The 18726-nt window shown below is 61.4% G+C and carries 17 protein-coding genes and 1 pseudogene; 9 read left to right on the forward strand and 9 right to left on the reverse strand.

Going from position 1 to position 18726, the window contains the following annotated elements; translation table 11 throughout:
• Nucleotide 1 precedes the first annotated feature (1 nt).
• A complete protein-coding gene (gene traA / locus AC07X9_RS24080) occupies nucleotides 2–3157 on the reverse strand; it encodes a Ti-type conjugative transfer relaxase TraA (protein ID WP_086486470.1) in 3156 nt (1051 codons plus the stop codon).
• A 176-nt stretch (nucleotides 3158–3333) separates the two neighbouring features.
• On the opposite strand from traA, the gene AC07X9_RS24085 reads away from it, so the two are divergent.
• Both AC07X9_RS24085 and AC07X9_RS24090 read left to right on the forward strand, forming a co-directional pair.
• Entirely contained in the window at nucleotides 3334–3636 is a 303-nt protein-coding gene (locus tag AC07X9_RS24085; protein ID WP_086486494.1) for a conjugal transfer protein TraD, read from the forward strand.
• A 37-nt stretch (nucleotides 3637–3673) separates the two neighbouring features.
• Nucleotides 3674–3808, forward strand: a pseudogene (locus AC07X9_RS24090) (conjugal transfer protein TraD); the annotation flags it as partial.
• 9 nt (nucleotides 3809–3817) lie between these two features.
• Here the strand turns inward: AC07X9_RS24090 and AC07X9_RS24095 are convergent.
• Nucleotides 3818–4630: an IS5 family transposase gene (locus tag AC07X9_RS24095; protein ID WP_086485423.1), complete on the reverse strand. Its 813-nt coding sequence runs from the start codon at nucleotides 4628–4630 to the stop codon at nucleotides 3818–3820.
• Between the two features lie 297 nt (nucleotides 4631–4927).
• Between AC07X9_RS24095 and AC07X9_RS24100 the strand changes: the two genes are divergently transcribed.
• The 4 genes from AC07X9_RS24100 (at nucleotide 4928) to AC07X9_RS24115 (ending at nucleotide 8634) form a co-directional block, all read left to right on the forward strand.
• On the forward strand, nucleotides 4928–5362 hold the full coding sequence (locus AC07X9_RS24100; protein WP_086486469.1) for an Xre family toxin-antitoxin system antitoxin: 435 nt from the start codon (nucleotides 4928–4930) through the stop codon (nucleotides 5360–5362).
• The gene (locus tag AC07X9_RS24105; protein ID WP_086486468.1) at nucleotides 5359–5838 is read left to right on the forward strand and encodes an RES family NAD+ phosphorylase; all 480 of its coding nucleotides are present in this window, start codon (nucleotides 5359–5361) and stop codon (nucleotides 5836–5838) included. Before AC07X9_RS24100 ends, AC07X9_RS24105 begins: the two co-directional genes overlap by 4 nt.
• 182 nt (nucleotides 5839–6020) lie before the next feature.
• On the forward strand, nucleotides 6021–7106 hold the full coding sequence (locus AC07X9_RS24110; protein ID WP_086486467.1) for a mannose-1-phosphate guanylyltransferase/mannose-6-phosphate isomerase: 1086 nt from the start codon (nucleotides 6021–6023) through the stop codon (nucleotides 7104–7106).
• Between the two features lie 34 nt (nucleotides 7107–7140).
• Nucleotides 7141–8634, forward strand: a complete 1494-nt coding sequence (locus tag AC07X9_RS24115) for a phosphomannomutase (protein WP_086486466.1) — start codon at nucleotides 7141–7143, stop codon at nucleotides 8632–8634.
• A 155-nt stretch (nucleotides 8635–8789) separates the two neighbouring features.
• Here AC07X9_RS24115 and AC07X9_RS24120 read toward each other — a convergent pair whose 3' ends face one another.
• From AC07X9_RS24120 to rfbC, 5 genes are read right to left on the reverse strand one after another with little or no spacing between them, the layout of a single operon-like run.
• A complete protein-coding gene (locus AC07X9_RS24120; protein ID WP_086486465.1) occupies nucleotides 8790–9608 on the reverse strand; it encodes a class I mannose-6-phosphate isomerase in 819 nt (272 codons plus the stop codon).
• Between the two features lie 37 nt (nucleotides 9609–9645).
• The gene (rfbA, locus tag AC07X9_RS24125; RefSeq protein WP_086486464.1) at nucleotides 9646–10521 is read right to left on the reverse strand and encodes a glucose-1-phosphate thymidylyltransferase RfbA; all 876 of its coding nucleotides are present in this window, start codon (nucleotides 10519–10521) and stop codon (nucleotides 9646–9648) included.
• Nucleotides 10522–10525: 4 nt separating this feature from the next.
• Complete coding sequence (gene rfbD, locus AC07X9_RS24130) at nucleotides 10526–11428, reverse strand: dTDP-4-dehydrorhamnose reductase (protein WP_086486463.1); 903 nt, start codon at nucleotides 11426–11428, stop codon at nucleotides 10526–10528.
• On the reverse strand, nucleotides 11425–12480 hold the full coding sequence (gene rfbB, locus AC07X9_RS24135) for a dTDP-glucose 4,6-dehydratase (RefSeq protein WP_086486462.1): 1056 nt from the start codon (nucleotides 12478–12480) through the stop codon (nucleotides 11425–11427). The genes rfbD and rfbB overlap by 4 nt, the downstream gene beginning before the upstream one ends.
• Before the next feature lie 13 nt (nucleotides 12481–12493).
• On the reverse strand, nucleotides 12494–13072 hold the full coding sequence (rfbC, locus tag AC07X9_RS24140) for a dTDP-4-dehydrorhamnose 3,5-epimerase (protein ID WP_495198008.1): 579 nt from the start codon (nucleotides 13070–13072) through the stop codon (nucleotides 12494–12496).
• 266 nt (nucleotides 13073–13338) lie between these two features.
• Here rfbC and AC07X9_RS24145 point away from each other — a divergent pair, with 266 nt between their 5' ends.
• Complete coding sequence (locus AC07X9_RS24145; RefSeq protein WP_140159652.1) at nucleotides 13339–14721, forward strand: DUF6492 family protein; 1383 nt, start codon at nucleotides 13339–13341, stop codon at nucleotides 14719–14721.
• Between the two features lie 80 nt (nucleotides 14722–14801).
• Here the strand turns inward: AC07X9_RS24145 and AC07X9_RS24150 are convergent, their stop codons facing one another.
• Complete coding sequence (locus AC07X9_RS24150; RefSeq protein ID WP_495198009.1) at nucleotides 14802–16079, reverse strand: hypothetical protein; 1278 nt, start codon at nucleotides 16077–16079, stop codon at nucleotides 14802–14804.
• 129 nt (nucleotides 16080–16208) lie between these two features.
• On the opposite strand from AC07X9_RS24150, the gene AC07X9_RS24155 reads away from it, so the two are divergent.
• Nucleotides 16209–17135 carry a hypothetical protein gene (locus AC07X9_RS24155; RefSeq protein ID WP_140159658.1) on the forward strand — a complete coding sequence of 309 codons (927 nt, stop codon included), beginning with the start codon at nucleotides 16209–16211 and terminating at the stop codon, nucleotides 17133–17135.
• A 57-nt stretch (nucleotides 17136–17192) separates the two neighbouring features.
• Here AC07X9_RS24155 and AC07X9_RS24160 read toward each other — a convergent pair.
• Nucleotides 17193–17994 (reverse strand): IS5 family transposase gene (locus AC07X9_RS24160; protein WP_140159657.1). Its coding sequence is split into 2 segments (ribosomal slippage): nucleotides 17193–17804 and nucleotides 17806–17994, totalling 801 coding nucleotides; the frame shifts between segments, so codons are not numbered across the junction.
• 454 nt (nucleotides 17995–18448) lie between these two features.
• Between AC07X9_RS24160 and AC07X9_RS24165 the strand changes: the two genes are divergently transcribed.
• The coding region (locus AC07X9_RS24165; RefSeq protein WP_495198010.1) for a tetratricopeptide repeat protein at nucleotides 18449–18726 on the forward strand (278 nt) is incomplete at its 3' end.

Consider the following 18726-nt stretch of genomic DNA (forward strand, 5'->3'; position numbering starts at 1 on the left):
CCTAACGGCTCATGCCCCGGTCGCGGCTGATGCCAAGTTCCTGCGTCAACTGGCGGCCCAGCTCGCCGCCGCTCACGTCGCGGCTCCGGTTCATGCCGATCTCTAGCCCCAGCTCGCGGGTGCGACCGCGCAGGATCGATTCCACCTGAGGATCGCGCTCAAGGCTTTTCGCCATGCCCACCATGTCCTTGCCCGCCTTCTCGCGGCCCGCCATGTCGCCGGCGCGATAAAGGCGGTCGCGCTCCTGTTTCAGCCCCTGCCAGCGCTCCACGAACCGATCGGCGCGCAGGTTAGGATCGGCCCGCACGCGCGCCTCCTCGCCGATCGCCGCGACCATCGGGCCGCTGCGCCCCGCCGCCGCCTCGCGCAACAAGCCGGGATCGCGCTCCATCGCCGACGCCATATCGCGCGAGGCTCCCGGCCTGATCTGGTCCAGCGCCTCGGTCGCGCGCTCGAGCGCGACCTTCTGATGCTCGAGAACAGGCCCGCCCGACGCGCGCGCCTGCAACACCGTCTCGGCCGAACGCGAGGCGCGCTCGACTGCGCGCCGGAAATCATGGGTATGGCCCTGATCGGCGCGAGCGGGGGCTTCCTTCTCCGGTGTCGGCGTACGCGACGACAGTTTAAGCCCATCGAACATGCCCCGCTTGGGAGCCGCCTTTTCCTTCGCGCCCTGCGCGGATTCGGTCGCCTTCGCCGGCTCGGCCGACAGCTTCAAGCCCTCGAACATACCACGCCGCGGCTGACGCTCGGCCCCGGCCTTCGCCGCGGCGCCGATGCGGTCGCCAGCATCACCAGGCGCGCGATCATGGTCGCCTGCAGGACGCATGGTTCCCGCGCGGGGCGCGAGGATCTCCACGCCCTTGCGCTCGGGCGCATCCGCCAAGCAAATCTCGCCCGATAGCCCGCGCCGATCGGCGAACGACTGCGCGCGCCTCTCAAAATCATGGTCGTCACGATCCCGATACATCGGATAGTCGGACGCCATATCCTTCGCCCGCTCGCGCGACATCGTGCGGGAGAGCTGGCGCTGATCGGCGAAGTCGTCGCGGCCGTAATGGAGCTGCACCCCGTCGCGGTGCCGCGACAGCGCCACATAGGCCGAATGGCGGTCCATCCCCGGCGTCGCCAGCACATGCCCCTGATCGACCGTCACGCCCTGCGATTTATGGATGGTTGCGGCATAGCCATGATCGACATGGGCATAATCTTTCAGGTCGAACGCGACGCTGCGGCCATCGTCGAGGCGGACGGTCATGCTGTCGGGCGACACGCGCTCGACCTTCCCCAGCGTGCCGTTCTTCACCCCTAACCCGCGCTCGTTTTTCAGGAACATGATGCGGTCGCCGGTCGCGAACTCGCGCGCGCCCCGCTCGGCCGACACGCGCACGTCCGGCCCCAGCTCGGCCGTGCCGCGCAGCCGATCGCGCGCGGCCAGGTTCAGGTCGCGCACCTCGGCATTGGTATGGGTGAGGATGATCCGCGTCTTGTTGGGGTCAGCGACGCGAGCGCGATCCCAGCCCTCCACCAGCTCTGCCCGCGCCTGTTCGCGCGTCTCGGCCGCGTGGACCATGCCATGCTCGGCATAGGCATGGATCGCCTCGCCGGTCCGGCCCGTCGCCAGCGCGCGCGTGGCGTCCTTCTGCCAGTCCTCATGCTGCCGGCGAACCTCGTTGATCTCGGCCGCGCCGTGGCGCTCGGCAAGCGCGCGGAACGCAGCGCCGGCCTCGATCGCCTGCAACTGCTCGGCATCGCCGACGAGGACCACCTTGGCCCCTGCCCTCTCGGCCTCCGACAGCACGCGCTCCATCTGGCGCGTGCCGATCATGCCGGCCTCGTCGATCACCAGCACGTCGCGATTGGTCAGCAGCTCACGGCCCTGCCCCCACTGATATTCCATGCTGGCGATCGTGCGCGAGGCGATGCCGGAACCGCCCTCAAGCCCCTCAGCCGCGATCCCCGACAGGGCCGCGCCGCGCACCTGATAGCCCGCCCGCTCCCAATCGTCGCGCGCAACGCCCAACATGGTCGATTTGCCGGTGCCGGCATAGCCGACCACGATTGCCAGGTCGTTCTGGCCGGTGATATGCGCCAGCGCGTCCTTCTGCTGGCTTCCCAGCGCAAGGCTTCCACTCTCGGCGGTGTCTCGCCCCCCCATTTGAGACGCCGCCGAGAGACCACGCCCGGCCCGATCGGCAAGCCGATCGCCGGCGCGCTCCAACCGCTGCTCCGTGTCGATCATGTCGCGCGAGGTAAAGCGGTCCTCGCCCTTCCCGTCCTTCCCCAGCGCCACCAGCTCGGGCGAGGTCCGCACCGCGCTCATCACTCGGGTAAACTGGTCCTTGCCGTCGCTGTGCCGGAACGCGAACTGCGCCAGGTCGCGCCGCGTGAACGTGGCCTGCTGCCGGGTGATCGCGTCGAGCGCGATTTGCGGATTGGCGATGATCTTCTCGCCATTCTCGCGCGCGATGCGAAGATGATCGTCGGCGCGGCGATGATCCTCGCCTTCTAGCTCGCGCCGCACCCCCATCGGCCCGATCTTGTGCTGCGGCTCAAGGTCGATGCCCTGCGCCTCCAACGTGCGATGATCTATGCGGGCGTCTATATCCAGCTCGGCCAGGCGCTCGTTGACATGATCGGCCCATGCCTCGCGCCACTCCTGCAACAGCGCCGTGCTGTTCCACTCGCGCACCTTCTGGCCGAAGCCCTCCAGGCCGATCTCGCGCATCGACAGCATGACATGGGCATGGGGTTTCGGTTGCCCGTCCTTGCCCATGTCCCAATGCACATTGAGGTCCGCGACCATCCCGCGTTCGACAAACTGCTTTTCGACGAAATCGCGGGCGAGACTAACTCCCTGTTGCTGGTTCATCTCGCGCGGAATCGAGAACTCGACTTCGCGCGCCAACTGGGCGTCCTTACGCTTTTCGTCGGCCTCGACCTCGTTCCACAGGGTCGTGCGATCGTTTAAACGCTCCGGTGCGCCCGCAGGCAGCATGATTTCGGAATGAACGACTCCGGCCTTATTCGAGAAATCTTGGGTACGTCCGAGCCGGTCATCGTACAGCTCGGATGCCGAACGATAGGCGGCCGACGCAACCGCGCTCGATCCGTTAACGCGGCTGATGACCTTGGCCGAGAAATGGTAGATCGCCATGACGGCCGCTATAATGCCTTTCTGAGTGCATGTCGGCAACGACGTATAAGCGCGCACTCACACTTTCTGTCGTTCGCGTGATTGACTTCGCCGCATTTCTGAATGGAACCGCTGTCTTGCAAGCGCGATCGTGTTACGCTGGGGCATCTGTTTGGGCGGGCGCGAGGGAGAGGATGATGCGAAAGACGCGCGACTATGACGCCGAGCTGCGAGCGCTGAACGACAAGGCCAAGTCGATCAAGGCGAAGAAGGTCCAGCAACTCGGTGAGCTGGTCACGGCGACCGGCGCCGATGCCCTCGACATTGAGACACTGGCAGGCGCGCTCGTCGCCGCCGTCGAAGCGAACGCGGAAGGAAAGGAGGCATGGCGCGCGAAGGGCGGTGCCTTCTTTCAACGGCGTGGGCGCAAGGGCGGCCGTAGCGCTGCGAGCAACGATGGTGGCGCAGGCGAAGCTGACACAGGCGGTTCACAGGGCTGAGGCCGGACAGCGCCGCAGAGATACGAGAGGATGGGTCTTGGCTCGCCGCGAACGCACCCGCCACCTGATCGAGCTGGGCGGTCTCATCCAGAAAACCGGCCTCGTCGATCTCACCGACGATGATCGCGCTACCCTGTACGGCGCAATGCTCGATTTGGCGGCTAAGAGTCGGTTTCGAAACTCATGCTGACCGTGCCAGTCTGCGGATCATGAGCAGTGCGGCGGCGGCGTAGAGGAAGGCCGCTGCGGATTTCAGCGTAGCCTCGACATCCTTGGCCAGGCGGCGATTTCGGTTGATCCATGCGAAGAAGCGTTCGACGACCCAGCGTCGTGGCAGGACGACAAAGCCGGTCTGACCGGTGATCTTGTTGACGATCTCGACCTTGATATTGGTGGCCTGGGTGACGCGCTCATGGTTGTAGCCACCATCGGCCCAGACCTTCTCGATGAACGGGAACAGGCTGCGGGAGATTTGCAGCACTGCGCCGCCGCCATCACGATCCTGCACATCGGCGGTGTGGGGTTCGACCAGCAGCGCCCTGCCATCGGTATCGACCAAGGCATGGCGCTTGCGGCCCTTGATCTTCTTGCCGGCGTCGTAGCCCCGTGGGCCGCCGCTTTCCGTAGTTTTGACGCTCTGGCTGTCGATGATGGCCGCGCTCGGGCTGGCTTCGCGCCCCACGCGTTGACGATCCGCCATCACCAGCGCGTGGTTTATCCGCTCGAACACGGCCTCGTCCCGCAAACGGGCAAACCAGCGATAGACCGTCTGCCATGGCGGAAAGTCTTTCGGCAGCAAGCGCCATGCGATCCCGCCGCGCAGAACATAGAAAATGGCGTTCACGATCTCACGCATCGGCCATCCGCGCCGTCGTCCGGTCGAACCGGGCATCGGCAGAAAAACTGCGATCAACTGCCACTCCGCGTCGATCAAATCCGTCTGGTATCGCTTCGAGACCCGCGTATGCTGCGCGCGGGTGGCTGGGGTCCACATACCTGCCTCCGAGATGTCTGCAAACTCCCGGAATCACATGTGCCTCAGCTGCTCAACCCCTTTCGAAACGGCCTCTAAGGCGCGCGAGGACGGCAATATACTCGCGCTTTGGAAGCGGCGCGGCAAACACGCGTTCGACGCGGAAGCGGAAGGGACCGAGGCGCAAGCCGGACTAAAAAGCCGAAAGGGCTGCTCTGCCGGCTGACGCTGAGCAGCGCCGTGATCCAATCTTGCTTGCTCCACTTGCTTTAGCATCATATGATGCTTATATTTTCCTCATTTGAAACAGGAGTGCAAATGGCGATGCAGCCTAACAGCATCGAAACGCTGCTCGGCGTCAAGCCCGGGGTCCATTCTTCACGCCTGATGCTGCCATCCTCGATCGAGAAGGGGCTGCCCGTCGCGGCGCTTGATCGCTTGGCCGACAGCGTAGCACCGGGCGACGCGCGCTTCAAATTTCGCCTCATTCCCAAGGCGACGCTGGAACGTCGGCGCAAGTCCGCCACCCAGCGGCTGACGAGCGAGGAGGGGGACCGGCTCGCCCGCCTAGCTAAGGTGTTCAGCTTCGCGCTCGACATCTATCGCGAGCCGGAGCGCGCACGCGAGTTTCTCGGCCGCCCGCATCCGATGCTGGACGGGAAAGCCCCGCTCGACGTGGCGCTGGCGACCAGTCCGGGCGCAGACCTCGTCATCAATCTGCTTGGCCGCGCCGCTTATGGCGGGGGCGTGTGACCGGCAGTCGGACGGATAGGATCCTAACCGCCTACCGCATCGGCGATCCCGATGGCGTCCACCCCATCTACGACAGTGAAGGAGCGCGGCTGTATCCGGGCCGGTGGAACACGTCGCTCAGCCCCATCATCTACACGTCCGAACATTATTCGACGGCGATGCTGGAAAAGCTGGTCCATGCGGGCAGCGTGCTGCCGCCCAACCAGCATCATATCCGCATCACCATCCCCAATGGTATACGCTATGAAATCTTTCAGACCGCCGCCCATCCGGGCTGGGACGGAAAGGATGAAGGGCTGTGCAAGGCGTTCGGGCAGGCCTGGTATGCGGAACAGCGCAGCGCCATTCTGATCGTGCCGTCGATGGTGGCGCGGGTGGAGCGTAACATTCTGATCAACCCGTTGCATCCCGACGCTGCCGGCATCATCCATGAGTTGCCCGAACCGGTCTGGTGGGACGAGCGGCTTTATGGATGAGAGCGAAGGGCTGTGCGATGAAGCTTTAACGCCCGAAAAGCAGGTCCATCTCACCTTGTAACCGTTCTGCGACATGTCTTTTTTAAAGACTTGGCAAGCTTTCTGTTTTTGCCCATGACGTTCGAGACTATTGCGGGGGCGCACCGCATACAGAAAATTGGCTCTCAAATTTCAGGCGAGATATGTCCAGCGATTCCGTGAATATCGTCCCCGTCATCCTGTCCGGTGGATCGGGCACACGCCTTTGGCCGGTTTCCAGGCCTGAGTGTCCCAAACAGCTGCTGCCTCTGACGGCGGATGAAACCATGTTACAGCTAACAGCGGTGCGGACGCGAGGGTTTGAGGACGCATTGGTCGGTCGTCCGATCCTGGTGTCCAACGCGCTTCACGCCGGCATCATCGACGGGCAACTGCAAAAGAGCGGCATCGCCGATTATCGGGTCATCCTGGAACCGATCGGTCGCAATACCGCGCCCGCCATCGCGCTCGCCGCCCTAGAAGCGCAGAACGATGATGCACTGCTGGTGATGCCGAGCGATCATGTCATCGCCGACCTGCCCGCTTTTCATGAAGCAATCGCCCGCGCTCTGCCGCTGGTCGCGCAGGGCTGGCTGGTGACATTCGGGATCACACCCGACGGGCCGGAAACCGGCTATGGCTATATCCAGATGGGCAATCTGTGCGGCGATGGTGTGCATGCCGTCGCGCGCTTCGTCGAAAAGCCTGACGTCGCCAATGCGGAACGAATGCTGAACGAGGGCAATCATGCCTGGAATGCAGGCATCTTCCTGTTCCGCGCCGATGCCTATCTGGCCGCGATGGAGACGCACCAGCCCGACATGCTGAAGGCCGTCAAGACCGCAATGGCGCAGGCGAAGCGGGACGGGGCGCATATCTTTCCAGACGCTATGGCCTTCCACGCCTGCCCGTCGGATTCGGTCGACTATGCGATCATGGAAAGGGAAACACAGGTGGCCTGCGTGCCGGTCAGTATGGGCTGGTCGGATGTCGGGAGCTGGGATTCCCTGCACGCCGTCAGTACCCGCTGCACCGATGAAAATGCCGTGCGCGGCGACGCGCTGCTGCTCGGCGCGCGCAACTGCTTGGTCCATAGCGATGGGCCACGCGTCACGCTGGTCGATGTCGATGATCTGATCGTCGTCGTAGCACAGGGCGACATCATGATCCTGAAAAGAGGCGAATCTCAGAAGGTCCGCAAGGTGACGGAGGCTCTCAAGGCCCTCGACGCCGCCAAAGCCGCCAGCTGACCCAACCGTCTTTCTCCCATTGCAGCGGATTGCCATGACCCAGACAGTTTCCATCGCCGACCTCATGGCGCAGTCCGGCGTCGCGTTCGGCACCAGTGGCGCGCGCGGCCTTGTTACGGCGATGACGGATCGGGTATGCTTTGCCTACACGCAGGCCTTTCTACAGCATCTTGCCGTCATCGGCCAGTTCGGCCCGGGAACCCATGTCGCCATCGCCGGCGACCTGCGGCCGTCGAGTCCCCGGATCATGGCGGCTTGCGCCACGGCGATCGAACATATGGGCGGCGCGGTGGATAATTGCGGCTTCGTGCCGTCGCCTGCGGCAGCCGCCTATGGCTTCGGTCGGGGCATTCCGTCGCTGATGGTGACGGGCAGCCATATCCCCGACGACCGAAACGGCATCAAGTTCAACCGCACCGATGGCGAGGTACTGAAGGCCGACGAACAGGGCATCCGTGCGCAAATCGTCGATCTGCCCGACCTGTTCGATGGCGAGGGGATGCTGGCGCCCACCGCGCCTAACGCGCCGCTAGTTGATGCCGCGACGCCCTATATTGCGCGCTATGTCGATGCGTTCGGAAGCCAGGCACTTTCAGGCATGAGGCTAGGCGTCTACGAACATTCGGCAGTGGGGCGCGACATATTGATCGCTCTGGTCGAAGCGCTGGGCGGGGAAGCGGTGTCGCTGGGCCGTTCGAACAAATTCATCCCCGTCGACACCGAAGCCGTCCGGCCCGAGGACCAGCAACTCGCGCGGCGATGGGCGGTGGACCTGAAGCTCGACGCGATCCTATCGACCGATGGAGATTCCGACCGCCCGCTGCTGGCCGATGAAAGCGGCGCCTGGATGCGCGGCGACGTGCTGGGCATATTGTGCGCGCGGGCGCTGGGTATCGGCGCGGTGGCGACGCCGGTGAGCTGCAACAGCGCGGTCGAGTTATCGGGTCTGTTCAACGCGGTGCGCCGCACCCGGATCGGATCGCCCTTCGTCATCGAAGCGATGAATGCGCTCGCAGCCGAGGGGCAGAAGAGCGTGTGCGGCTATGAGGCCAATGGCGGCTTCCTGCTGGCGACGCCGGTGGTGGCGGCGGGTGGGACGCTGGGCGCGCTGCCAACCCGGGATGCGGTGTTGCCGATCCTCGCGACGCTGATCGACGCGAGACGGCAAGGGGTGGCGCTCTCCGCCCTCTTGGCGCAGTTGCCCGAACGCTATACGTTCAGCGAGCGGTTGCAGGCCTATCCCACGGCGCAGAGCCAGGCACTGATTGCCCATCTGGAACAGGGCAACGAGGCCGATGTCCTCGCGCGGCTGACAGCGATGTTCGGGGACATCGCGGGCGAGGCGGACAGGATCGACCGAACCGACGGGCTGCGCATCCATTTTGACGGCGGCGACATCATACACTTACGGCCTAGCGGCAATGCGCCGGAACTGCGCTGCTACACCGAAAGCGACAGCGCGGAACGGGCGGCGGTGCTCAACGGGCAGGCGCTAGTGCTGGTGCGAGATTATCCTATTCCGGGCTGACCGGTGCGGCGCGGACGGCGAAAGCAACAGCGAGTGAGGCAGTTATTCGCAACATTGCGCTTTGCAAGCCATTACAAATATCAAGTTCGCACGCATGCGATTTGGGATGATCGCACACTATTCTATTCCCCTTTAGGGACTTGCCGTGCACGTCGCTAGCGCGGAATGGCGAGCAGGGCAGAAACCGGTCCCTGCGCGATCGTGAAATCGCAATTCCCCTCCAGCAGCAGGCAATCCCCCCTTCCCCAAACCAGCCCATTCGCCTGGCCCACACCACTGAGGGGTGTAAACCACATCTGCTTGCCTTCTGGCACCCTGAGGCTCTGGTCTTCGCTCCAGTGGACGAGGTCGAGCGAGAAGGGGGCTTCGTCCTCGCCAATGAGGCGGGTTTCAGCGCCAGGCCGCGCCTGGATCAGGGCGCGCTCATAGGGCGTGAGGCGGCTGACCGCGACGCCATCGTCGAGATGCAGTTCGCGTGGGCGGCCATAATCATAAAGGCGGTAGGTGACGTCGGCATTCTGCTGAATCTCAGCGAGCGTGATGCCAGCTCCGATCGCATGGACAGTGCCCGCCGGGATGAAGTAGCAGTCGCCCGGCTTGACCGGCTTCCAGTCAATCCACTGTTCGAGCGATCCATCCTGCGCGGCGGCGCGGAACTGATCCGGGGTCATGGTCGCAGTGAGGCCGATGCCCAGCGTCGCGCCAGGTTTGCAATCGAGGATATACCAAATTTCCTCCTTGCCGCGCGCCAGCCCCTTGTTACAGGCTTGCGCATCGTCGGGATGCACCTGGATCGAAAGCCGTTCGCTGGTGAAGATATATTTGACCAGCAAGGGCAGGTCGCGACCGTCGCCGCTTTCAAACCAGACTTCGCCGATCTGGCGGCCTGCGCCAGCGGCCGCGAAGATCGGCGGAAGGTCGGTTCGGCCCCATGGCTTTTCGACATAATGGGGAACAAGCTTTTGCATCGACAGAGTATCCCGATATTTCAGGCACGGATTCTCTTTCGAGTCACTTTACCGCTGTCAACATAATCCCATGAAGATAGCGGCCATAGTCGGACTTGCCGAGCTTGCCGATCGCCTGTTCGAGGCCGTTGGCGTCGATGAAGCCCTGGCGGAAGGCGATTTCTTCGGGTGCGGCGACCTTGAGGCCTTGGCGCTTTTCGAGAACGCGGACGAATTCGGCGGCGTCAAGCAGGCTGTCGGGCGTACCGGTGTCGAGCCAGGCATAGCCTCGACCCATGATTTCAACATGCAAGTCGCCGCGTTCCAGATAGACGCGGTTGACGTCGGTGATCTCCAGCTCCCCACGGGCCGAGGGCTTCATGTTGGCAGCGATATCGACGACCTTTTCATCGTAGAAATAGAGGCCTGTGACCGCCCAGTTGGACTTTGGCTGCTCGGGCTTTTCCTCGATGGTTTCAGCCTTCATCGCTTCGTCGAAGCTGACCACGCCATAGCGTTCGGGATCGTTGACATGATAGGCGAAGACGCTCGCCCCTTCCTTGCGCGACGACGCGCTGGCGAGGATCTCGGGCAGGCCGTGGCCGTGATAGATATTGTCGCCAAGGATGAGGGCCGACTGCTGGCCCGCGACGAAATCGGCACCAATGATATAGGCCTGCGCCAAGCCGTCGGGGCTGGGCTGCACCGCATAGTCCAAGGTCATGCCCCAGGCCGAGCCATCGCCCAGCAGCGACTGGAAGGCCGGCAGGTCGCGCGGGGTCGAAATGATGAGCACCTCGCGGATGCCCGCCAGCATCAGCGTGGTCAGCGGATAATAGATCATCGGCTTGTCATAGACCGGCATGAGCTGCTTGGAGGTCGACAGCGTCATGGGATAGAGACGCGTGCCGCTGCCCCCGGCAAGAATGATACCCTTCATAGCTTCAAAGTTCCCAATAACCGTTGGCCGCCGGCTGCAGCCGGTCCATCACTTCATCGAGCGACGTGCGCCAGTCGGGCAGCGTCACGCCATGGGCCTGGGCGATCCGCGTGCAGTCGAGGCGAGAATTGGCGGGCCGAGTGGCGGGTGTGGAATAATCGGCGGTGCCGATATGCCGCACCGATGCCGACGGACCGCCGCGCGCCGCCGATGCGGCGAAGATCGCTTGCGCAAAATCGGCCCAGCTCGCCTCGCCCGACGCGGTCATGTGGAAGACGCCGCGCCGCTCTAGGCTACTGTCGGATACCATGTTGGTAGCGACCTGTAGGATAGCATCCGCGATCGCCAGCGCGCTGGTGGGATTGCCGACCTGATCGCCGACCACGTCCAGCTCGTCGCGGTCGGCCGCCAAGCGTAACATCGTCTTGACAAAATTGCCGCCGAACGGGCTGTAGACCCAAGCGACGCGCAGCACCGCGCTGTTGTCGCTCGCGGCCAGCACCGCCCGCTCACCCGCCAGTTTCGAGGCGCCATAGACGCCGGTGGGGCCGGTGGGATCCGTTTCGACATAGGGACGGTCCAGCGTCCCGTCGAACACGTAGTCGGTCGAGATGTGGATGACGGGGACGCCGAGCTTCTTGGCCGTCTGTGCGACCGCGCCGGCGCCGGCACCGTTGACGGCAAAAGCGAAATCGCGTTCCGTCTCCGCCTTGTCTACCGCAGTATAGGCGGCGGCCGAGACGATCACGTCGGGCTTCGTCGCCTCCAGCGCGCGGATGACTGAGGCGGGATCGGCCAGATCGAGGTCAGGGCGGCCGATCGCGATCACCTCATGCCCGGCGGCCTTACCCCGTTCAAGGAGGCTGGTGACGACCTGCCCCGCCGTCCCGGTGACAGCGATTCTCATGCCTTGGCTTTCTCGAGGCCCAAGCGCTGGCCGTCATACTGGTCGCGCAGCGGACGCCACCACCATTCATTGTCGAGATACCAGCGCACCGTCTTTTCGATGCCCGTGTCGAAATTCTCCTGCGCCCGCCAGCCCAGCTCATTTTCCAGCTTGGTGGCGTCGATCGCATAGCGCACATCGTGACCAGGGCGGTCGGTGACATATGTAATCAGATCGGCACGCGGCTTGTCCGCAGGGCGCAGTTCGTCGAGCACGGCGCAGATGCGCTTGACCACGTCGATATTTTTGCGCTCGTTGCGGCCGCCCACATTGTAGGTTTTGCCCGGTTCGCCCTTTTCGATGATGAGGTCGAGCGCACGGGCATGATCGTCAACATAGAGCCAGTCGCGAATATTCTCACCCTTGCCATAGACCGGCAGCTTGCGCCCTTCGAGCGCGTTAAGAATGGTCAGCGGAATGAGCTTTTCGGGGAAGTGATAGGGACCGTAATTGTTCGAGCAGTTCGACACTACCACCGGCAGGCCATAGGTGCGCTGCCAAGCTTTCGCCAGATGGTCGGACGCGGCCTTGGACGCCGAATAGGGCGAGGAAGGATCGTAGGGCCTGGTTTCGTCGAACAGGCCTTCGTCACCCAGCGAGCCATAGACTTCGTCGGTCGAGACATGGAGGAAGCGGAAGGCGGCCTTAGCTTGTGGGTCCAGGCCATTCCAGTAGCCGCGGGCGGCCTCCAGCAGGGTGAAGCTGCCCACCACATTGGTCTGGATGAAGTCGGCCGCGCCGGTGATCGAGCGATCGACATGGCTTTCGGCGGCGAGATGCATGATGCGGTCGGGCCGGAACTCGGCGATGGCTTGGTCCATCGCGGCGCGGTCGTAGATATTGCCGTGCAGGAAGCGATGGTTGTTGCGCCCTTCGACTTCCTGGAGAGACGCCTCGCAGCCGGCATAGGTGAGCGCGTCGATGGTGAGGACATCATAGTCCTTTCGCAGCACCAGATAGCGGACGAGGGCCGAGCCGATGAAGCCGGCGCCGCCGGTGACGATCACGCGCATGGGTCTACATTCCTCAATCAAGCGACAGGAGTGGATGGCCGTCATAAGCGAAGGGGCTGTCAAGATCGGCCAGTAGAGGATGCATCACATCTCTGGAGGACAATTCCGGCACTATGCCGTCAGGTATTGGCCACGCGATACTGATCGCCGGATCATCCCAGCGAACGCCCCCATCATAATCCGGTGCATAAGTATCGGAACATTTATAGCTCACTTCACAATCCGGCTCGAGCGTCAGAAATCCATGGGCAAAGCCGATCGGGATGAAAAGCTGAAAGCCGTTTTCAGCGGACAGCTCGGTGCCGGCCCATTGCCCATAGGTCGGCGACCCTTTGCGGATATCCACGGCCACATCGAAAATACGACCGCGGATGCAGCGCACCAGCTTGTCCTGACCGCGAGGTGGCGTCTGGAAATGCAAGCCCCGTAAAGTGAAACGCGGGGCGGACAAGGAGTGGTTATCCTGAATAAACCGACATTCGATGCCCAAAGCGGCAAAAGCCGGTTCGGAATAAACTTCTGTGAACCACCCACGCGCATCCATATGCCGCATGGGCTTTATTAGTCTGAGTGGTGACATATCATAGTGCATTATCGCAAGCATCCCCAGCTTGGACGCCCACCGTTCAAATTACCGGAAAGACCGTACGCAGCCAAGCGTTGTGGCTCTCTGCCGGGTCTGCCAACGATGACGATCCCATGATATCCCGCTTTTGCGCCACAGGGTCAGGATTTTCGCGGTGGAACAGCTCAGCCGACTATCTCGCCCCCATGGCTTCCCGCCTCAATAATGGTTGTCACATTCGCCTTTCTTCGGCATTGCAAGCATGATTGCGTCCCTGGCTGGTTGAAAGACGGATGGCACAGGTTTTCGCGAGACTATCCGCAATAACGAAAGCCTGGGCGACAACAATGCGTCATTCTCGAGGACAGCCCCCTCAAAATATGATCATGCCAAATCCGAAGTCTCCGAGGCGCCCTCTTCACAGCATGGTGCTGACGATCGATGACTATGTCGGCTACATATTGAACGGAGAGCGCCAGGATCAGCGGATTCGAACGATCGACCGGCCCGGTTTCCTGGTTTGCGGCCCCTATCGTCCGTTAAAGGCCGGCACCTACACCATCGCCATATTAGGCGAGGTGGACGATGGCGGCATGCTCGCCTTTGTCGATGTGGCCTGCGATAGCGGCGCACGCCAATTGGCGAAGAGCGACATCACAACCCAGGCCGGACCCGGCATCATCAGCATTTTTTCGCTCCATCTGCCGGAGGATGTTAATGATCTCGAAATCCGACTGGCCGTCGCGGCGGACACGCGGCTCGCCTTCCAGGGTGTTCATATCCAGGAACGCGACGCAGACAAAGACTATGCTCTGCTGAACAAGAGCTATGCCAGCGATGCGCACTGGTCGGTTGTCCTTTTTGGTTCATGCCTGTCCCATGTGAAGCCCGACATTCCCTTCTACCTTGTTATCCCCAAGGACGATCAAGGGCTGTTCGACAGGCTTTTTGCCAGCGCCCATGCCATTGGTTTCATCGATAGATTGCCGATTACCCTATACGAGGACTGGGTGTTGGCAAAAAGCGACAATATAACGCCCGCTGGGTTCACGGGCTGGCAGGTCCAGCAGGTCGTCAAGCTGGCCTTTTCCAGGCTCGGCCTCTGCCGTCAGTATCTGACCTGCGATTCGGCTCAGTTCTTCACGCGGCCTTTCGATTTCACTACGGCGATGTTCCGTGACGGCATCCTGTGCACGACCGCCCGCCCGCAGGACCGAGATGAGATAGAGCGCCATTTCAGCAATACCGGAGAACAATGCTGGCTACAGGGCGAACTTGTTTCCGCCAGCGTGGCATTCGACGCCATTGATGCGCATTTCACATCTCGGCGCGAGCCGCTCAAATATCATTATATCGGTTGCAACGGCATATTCGATGTCGATATCTGCCATGCTCTGGAAGCGAAGGCCGCCGATTTTGGCTATGGCAATTTCGTTGGCCTGATCAATCTGTGCCCTTATGAATTTGCTTGGTATGGGGCGTTCGTCACCTACTGCCATCCCGATCTGTTCAAACCGATCGAACCCTGCATATTCCGCCCGATCGTCGAGGCAGACCACCTATTTAATGAACCGCCGCCGACCGGAGACGACGGCTTTTTCGGCTATCTTTTCCAGAAACCGGCTTGCGACGACCTGCAGCCGATGCAGACCTACCTAGCTTGCTTAGCGACGTGAACAGCCACATTAGCGGGGAGGCGCAGAAAATGCACGGGCGGCGAATATTGGCGCGCCGTGATGCTTCATTGTAACTCGTGTTAAGACCCCTTTATGGGCACCAACACCAATGCCGATTGACGTTTATTCGTCCGCCAATAAGCAGCCGGCGGCGCCGGGATGCGATCGGCAAAGCCATTGCTGGGTGGGCGGATGAAATGCCCCATCAACCAGCGACGACCTTGGGGATCGACAACCAGCGCGGCATATTCCTGAGGATTGGTGGGCAGGCCAAGATCGACATCATCACCTCCGCCGAATGTGTTTTGGCCTAGTGGAGCGGAACTACGCTTTGCAGCGAGGCGATAGCAGCCACGAACCTTGCCAAGAGGATCGTTACAGCCTCTCCCGCCAAGGGCGGCGAACGCAATTATGGAGTCGCCATCGACCCAGAAGCCCATGAGATTGGCGATCTGGTTGCTCATCTTGTCCCGGCCAAGTGTCCACACCTCGGTAGACAATGGATCGAACGGGCGGACCATCCCTACGGCTCCCTTAATTTGAGGAATCCCGTTCACCACAGTCAGTTCAGCGCCGCGGACCGCTGAGCTGTTTATGACGGCTTTTCCCACCTTCAGCGCCGACCAATAAAGATATAGGCGTCCTTTGAAGGCCAGTAGTCGGGGCACCGCTGCCACTTCGCCGATGGCCCCCTTTTGAATACCTCCGAGAATGACCAGCGTACGATCCATGTCTAGTTTGCCGGTGTTGGGGTCGTAGACGCTGATACAGGACGATGTTTGATCGACATTGAATTTGCTACCGTTCTCTACGGTGCATTCAAAGGCGACATAGGTGGTGTTATCATGCAACGCGACGGTCGGATCATAGGCTGAACGAATGCGAAGGCCGCGCATGGGACCGCCTGTTACTAGCGCATGAGTCTGGCCGGTGCGGGGATCGATCGAGGTGTCGAGAAGCGCCGTGGCGCTGATGAAGCGATGTGTCTTCCAGTCGAAGCGGTCAAGCACCAGACCCCAGCGGTTGAATGGACGCCCCTTCGCCTCGTTCGCCGGATCGCCGCCGCTACAGTCGTTTGCGCCGGACACGCCTGCCAGCTTGCCTTCGATCGTCACCAGCCTCCGGCCGATGAACATGCTGGGGTTGCCGGGCAATTGTGCAAAGGATGTCGCGTTGCAGGCTGGTTCGGCAAGCGGCTCGGCCGCATCTATTGACAATTTTCTTGGCATGCCAGGCTTACCCGCTTGCGAAGTTGACGCGGCCCGTTGTGGCGCTAGGGGATTTTCGCTTGATGGAGCCATCGTCACCGCCGCTGCCGCACCTAGTGCTGCAACACCCGCTATGACCAATGCTTTCATCCTATATCCGCCTCGCCTGATTAAGGCTATACGCAAGTGAGGGACTTGCCGTTCCCCGCGATAATTGCTTCTTCAATGATGGCGTACATCTTCGCTTGTCAACGGTAGGCCGTTACGGAGAGGGAATTAATGACTTGGATATCTCCCAATGTTTTTAGGCAAGGTCCAGATCAGCCTCTGAGCTCGATTCCCAGGTTTGATCCAATTGCGAAAAATTTAAGGTTTCGTCACATCATTCATGTCTATGATGACAAAGAACTGCCTGAGAACACAGCGCTACAGTTTGTCACGTTCGATACCGTCAATGACGCGGTAATCCTTTGCAAATCAGCGCTAGACGTAGCCTGTGTAGCCATAACCTACCCGGACGACGCCCATCTCGTACCAGAGCATATCACGCTCGGCCCACCGCTGACCCGGTACGCTTGCGATATCATAGATGTCTCCAAACGGCGCCCCTTGCCCTTACTCTACGACATCATCGATTTGGGCTTGTCCGCACCTCTCGAAAAGAATGCTGCTGAGGAATTTGTTATCCTGACCAATTCCGACATTCATGTTCAACCGAACTTTTATCGGTTTGCCGCGGAGATCATTGGGATGGGATATGACGTTGCTACCGTCAACCGCCGCACAATAGAAGTAGATCAACATGATCGCAGAAACCGAGCACTTTATTCTGTCGATGCTGGTAAACCGCATCCAGGTTTTGACTGCTTCATCTTCCCTGTAAGTCTTTACTCCAGATTTGTCAAGACCAATAGCTGCTGCGGCGCAGGTCTCGTCATGCGCAGTCTTCTTTTTAATTTGGTGAGTACATGTCAACGATTTCTCATGGTCACCGGAGCTCATGCGACCTATCACTTGGGGGATGACAGAAAATGGCAGGTTTCAGAATTTGCAGAGTATGAAGAGTCCAACGCTCGCGAAGCACAGCGGGTGCTCGATCACTTCGGACGGTCAGCCATAGCCAGCAGCAATCTTCGGCCCTTCGTTGCCTCTCATGAGGCAGCAAATTTCGCTGACTATTTAGACAGGGTGCCGATTGCGAGCTGACGGCGCAATACAGCTTCACGTGTCATAGAGCCTGATTCGAAATTATCCGGCGAGATTTCATGATCTTGCGACGCGGCGGATGAAGAGTTGGATTGATGCGATGAAGAGCCAAGCGGTGGCTGAGGCGATGGTCTGCTCGAAGTCTTTGGCAAGGCGCCGGTTTCGGTTCAGCCAAGCCAGCGTGCGCTCGACGACCCAGCGCCGGGGGAGAACCTCGAAGCCTTGAGCTGCGTCGGATCGCTTGATGATGCCGATGGTCCACGTGCTTATGCGGCGCAGGGCATCCTTGAGCTTGTTGCCGGCATAGCCGCCATCGGCGAACACATGCCGCAACCACGGGAAGCGATGTACGATCTCGGCCAAGACCAGCGGCGCTCCGTCGCGATCCTGGATGTCGGCGGTATGGATCATGGCGTGGACGAGATTGCCCTGGGTGTCGGTGAGGATGTGGCGCTTGCGCCCCTTGATCTTCTTGCCCGCATCATAGCCCCGAGGGCCGCCGCTTTCCGTGGTTTTCACGCTCTGGCTGTCGATCACACCGGCACTGGGCGAGGCCTCGCGACCCTGCGCTGCACGAGCCCCCATCAGCAGGGTATGGTTGATCGCCAGCCACAGGCGATCGTCCCGCCACAGGTAGAACCAGCGTCGCACCGTCGAAATAGGCGGGAAAGCATGGCGGGAGCATACGCCAGGGCAGGCCGCCACGCAGCAGATACAGGATCGCCTCGACAATCCTCCGCATCGGCCACTTGCGCGGCCGGCCCACGCGCGAGGCAGGCGGCGCCGGATTGCTGTGCCTAGTCCCTACAAAGACCAGCCCGTCGAGATGAACGGCATTGCTGTCGATGTCGAACGGCATGACGGCCCCCGCCTGCGATCAGGGGGGATGGCAAGATGCAGCGATGCGCAGCGGCGTTCGTCCGTGGCGCAGGAGGGCGCGGCTGCGCCAAACCCCCTGCGTCCGCACGGTCATGGGACGGTTTATGCGAAGGGGCGTTGCGATCCGATACCACCCAGGCACAATTGCCACCGTCCCGCCGTCGGGCGTGGCGTTGAAACAGGCCTGAAGCACCGGCCCCAAATCGCGGTCCGTTGCGGCAATTCACCAATCCGCGCACAAGAAGACGGCACCGCCTGCGCATCAGGTGCGATCTGTATTATCCCGACTATGACTGGCAAAAACCATCCCACTGCGATAATCGCTGCCACAGTCCCATGCATGACCAGCCACCCCAGCTTTGCGGGTGACTTGGGCCAGCCTTGGGTGGGGTGATCAAAGACATGATCTTTCCAGGTCTTGTATGGAGCACAGAATGCTTTCCAAGTTTCTGAACGACAAACAAAAAGTGAACTATCGCCGCAAGGGCAACCAGTATCGCGACGCAGGGGACTGGCCCAATGCGGTCAGCGCCTACACCAAGCATCTCGAAGAGAATAGCGGGGATCAGGCCATCTGGGTCCAGCTGGGTCATGCTTGGAAGGAACAAGGGCTCTTAGAAGAAGCGACTCAAGCCTATCAGATGGCGGTCGATCTGGATGTGGACGATCCCGACGCCAACATCCATCTGGCGGATCTGCTGCGCCGGCTTGG

The organism is Sphingobium sp. GW456-12-10-14-TSB1, from assembly GCF_059424385.1.

What these genes read in the sequence shown, in the direction of transcription:
- traA (WP_086486470.1), bottom strand. Translation starts at nt 3,157, where the DNA reads ATGGCGATCTACCATTTCTCGGCCAAGGTCATCAGCCGCGTTAACGGA.
- AC07X9_RS24085 (WP_086486494.1), top strand. Translation starts at nt 3,334, where the DNA reads ATGCGAAAGACGCGCGACTATGACGCCGAGCTGCGAGCGCTGAACGAC.
- rfbC (WP_495198008.1), bottom strand. Translation starts at nt 13,072, where the DNA reads ATGCACTATGATATGTCACCACTCAGACTAATAAAGCCCATGCGGCAT.
- AC07X9_RS24100 (WP_086486469.1), top strand. Translation starts at nt 4,928, where the DNA reads ATGGCGATGCAGCCTAACAGCATCGAAACGCTGCTCGGCGTCAAGCCC.
- AC07X9_RS24155 (WP_140159658.1), top strand. Translation starts at nt 16,209, where the DNA reads ATGACTTGGATATCTCCCAATGTTTTTAGGCAAGGTCCAGATCAGCCT.
- rfbD (WP_086486463.1), bottom strand. Translation starts at nt 11,428, where the DNA reads ATGAGAATCGCTGTCACCGGGACGGCGGGGCAGGTCGTCACCAGCCTC.
- AC07X9_RS24150 (WP_495198009.1), bottom strand. Translation starts at nt 16,079, where the DNA reads ATGAAAGCATTGGTCATAGCGGGTGTTGCAGCACTAGGTGCGGCAGCG.
- AC07X9_RS24110 (WP_086486467.1), top strand. Translation starts at nt 6,021, where the DNA reads ATGTCCAGCGATTCCGTGAATATCGTCCCCGTCATCCTGTCCGGTGGA.
- rfbA (WP_086486464.1), bottom strand. Translation starts at nt 10,521, where the DNA reads ATGAAGGGTATCATTCTTGCCGGGGGCAGCGGCACGCGTCTCTATCCC.
- rfbB (WP_086486462.1), bottom strand. Translation starts at nt 12,480, where the DNA reads ATGCGCGTGATCGTCACCGGCGGCGCCGGCTTCATCGGCTCGGCCCTC.
- AC07X9_RS24145 (WP_140159652.1), top strand. Translation starts at nt 13,339, where the DNA reads ATGGCACAGGTTTTCGCGAGACTATCCGCAATAACGAAAGCCTGGGCG.
- AC07X9_RS24095 (WP_086485423.1), bottom strand. Translation starts at nt 4,630, where the DNA reads ATGTGGACCCCAGCCACCCGCGCGCAGCATACGCGGGTCTCGAAGCGA.
- AC07X9_RS24115 (WP_086486466.1), top strand. Translation starts at nt 7,141, where the DNA reads ATGACCCAGACAGTTTCCATCGCCGACCTCATGGCGCAGTCCGGCGTC.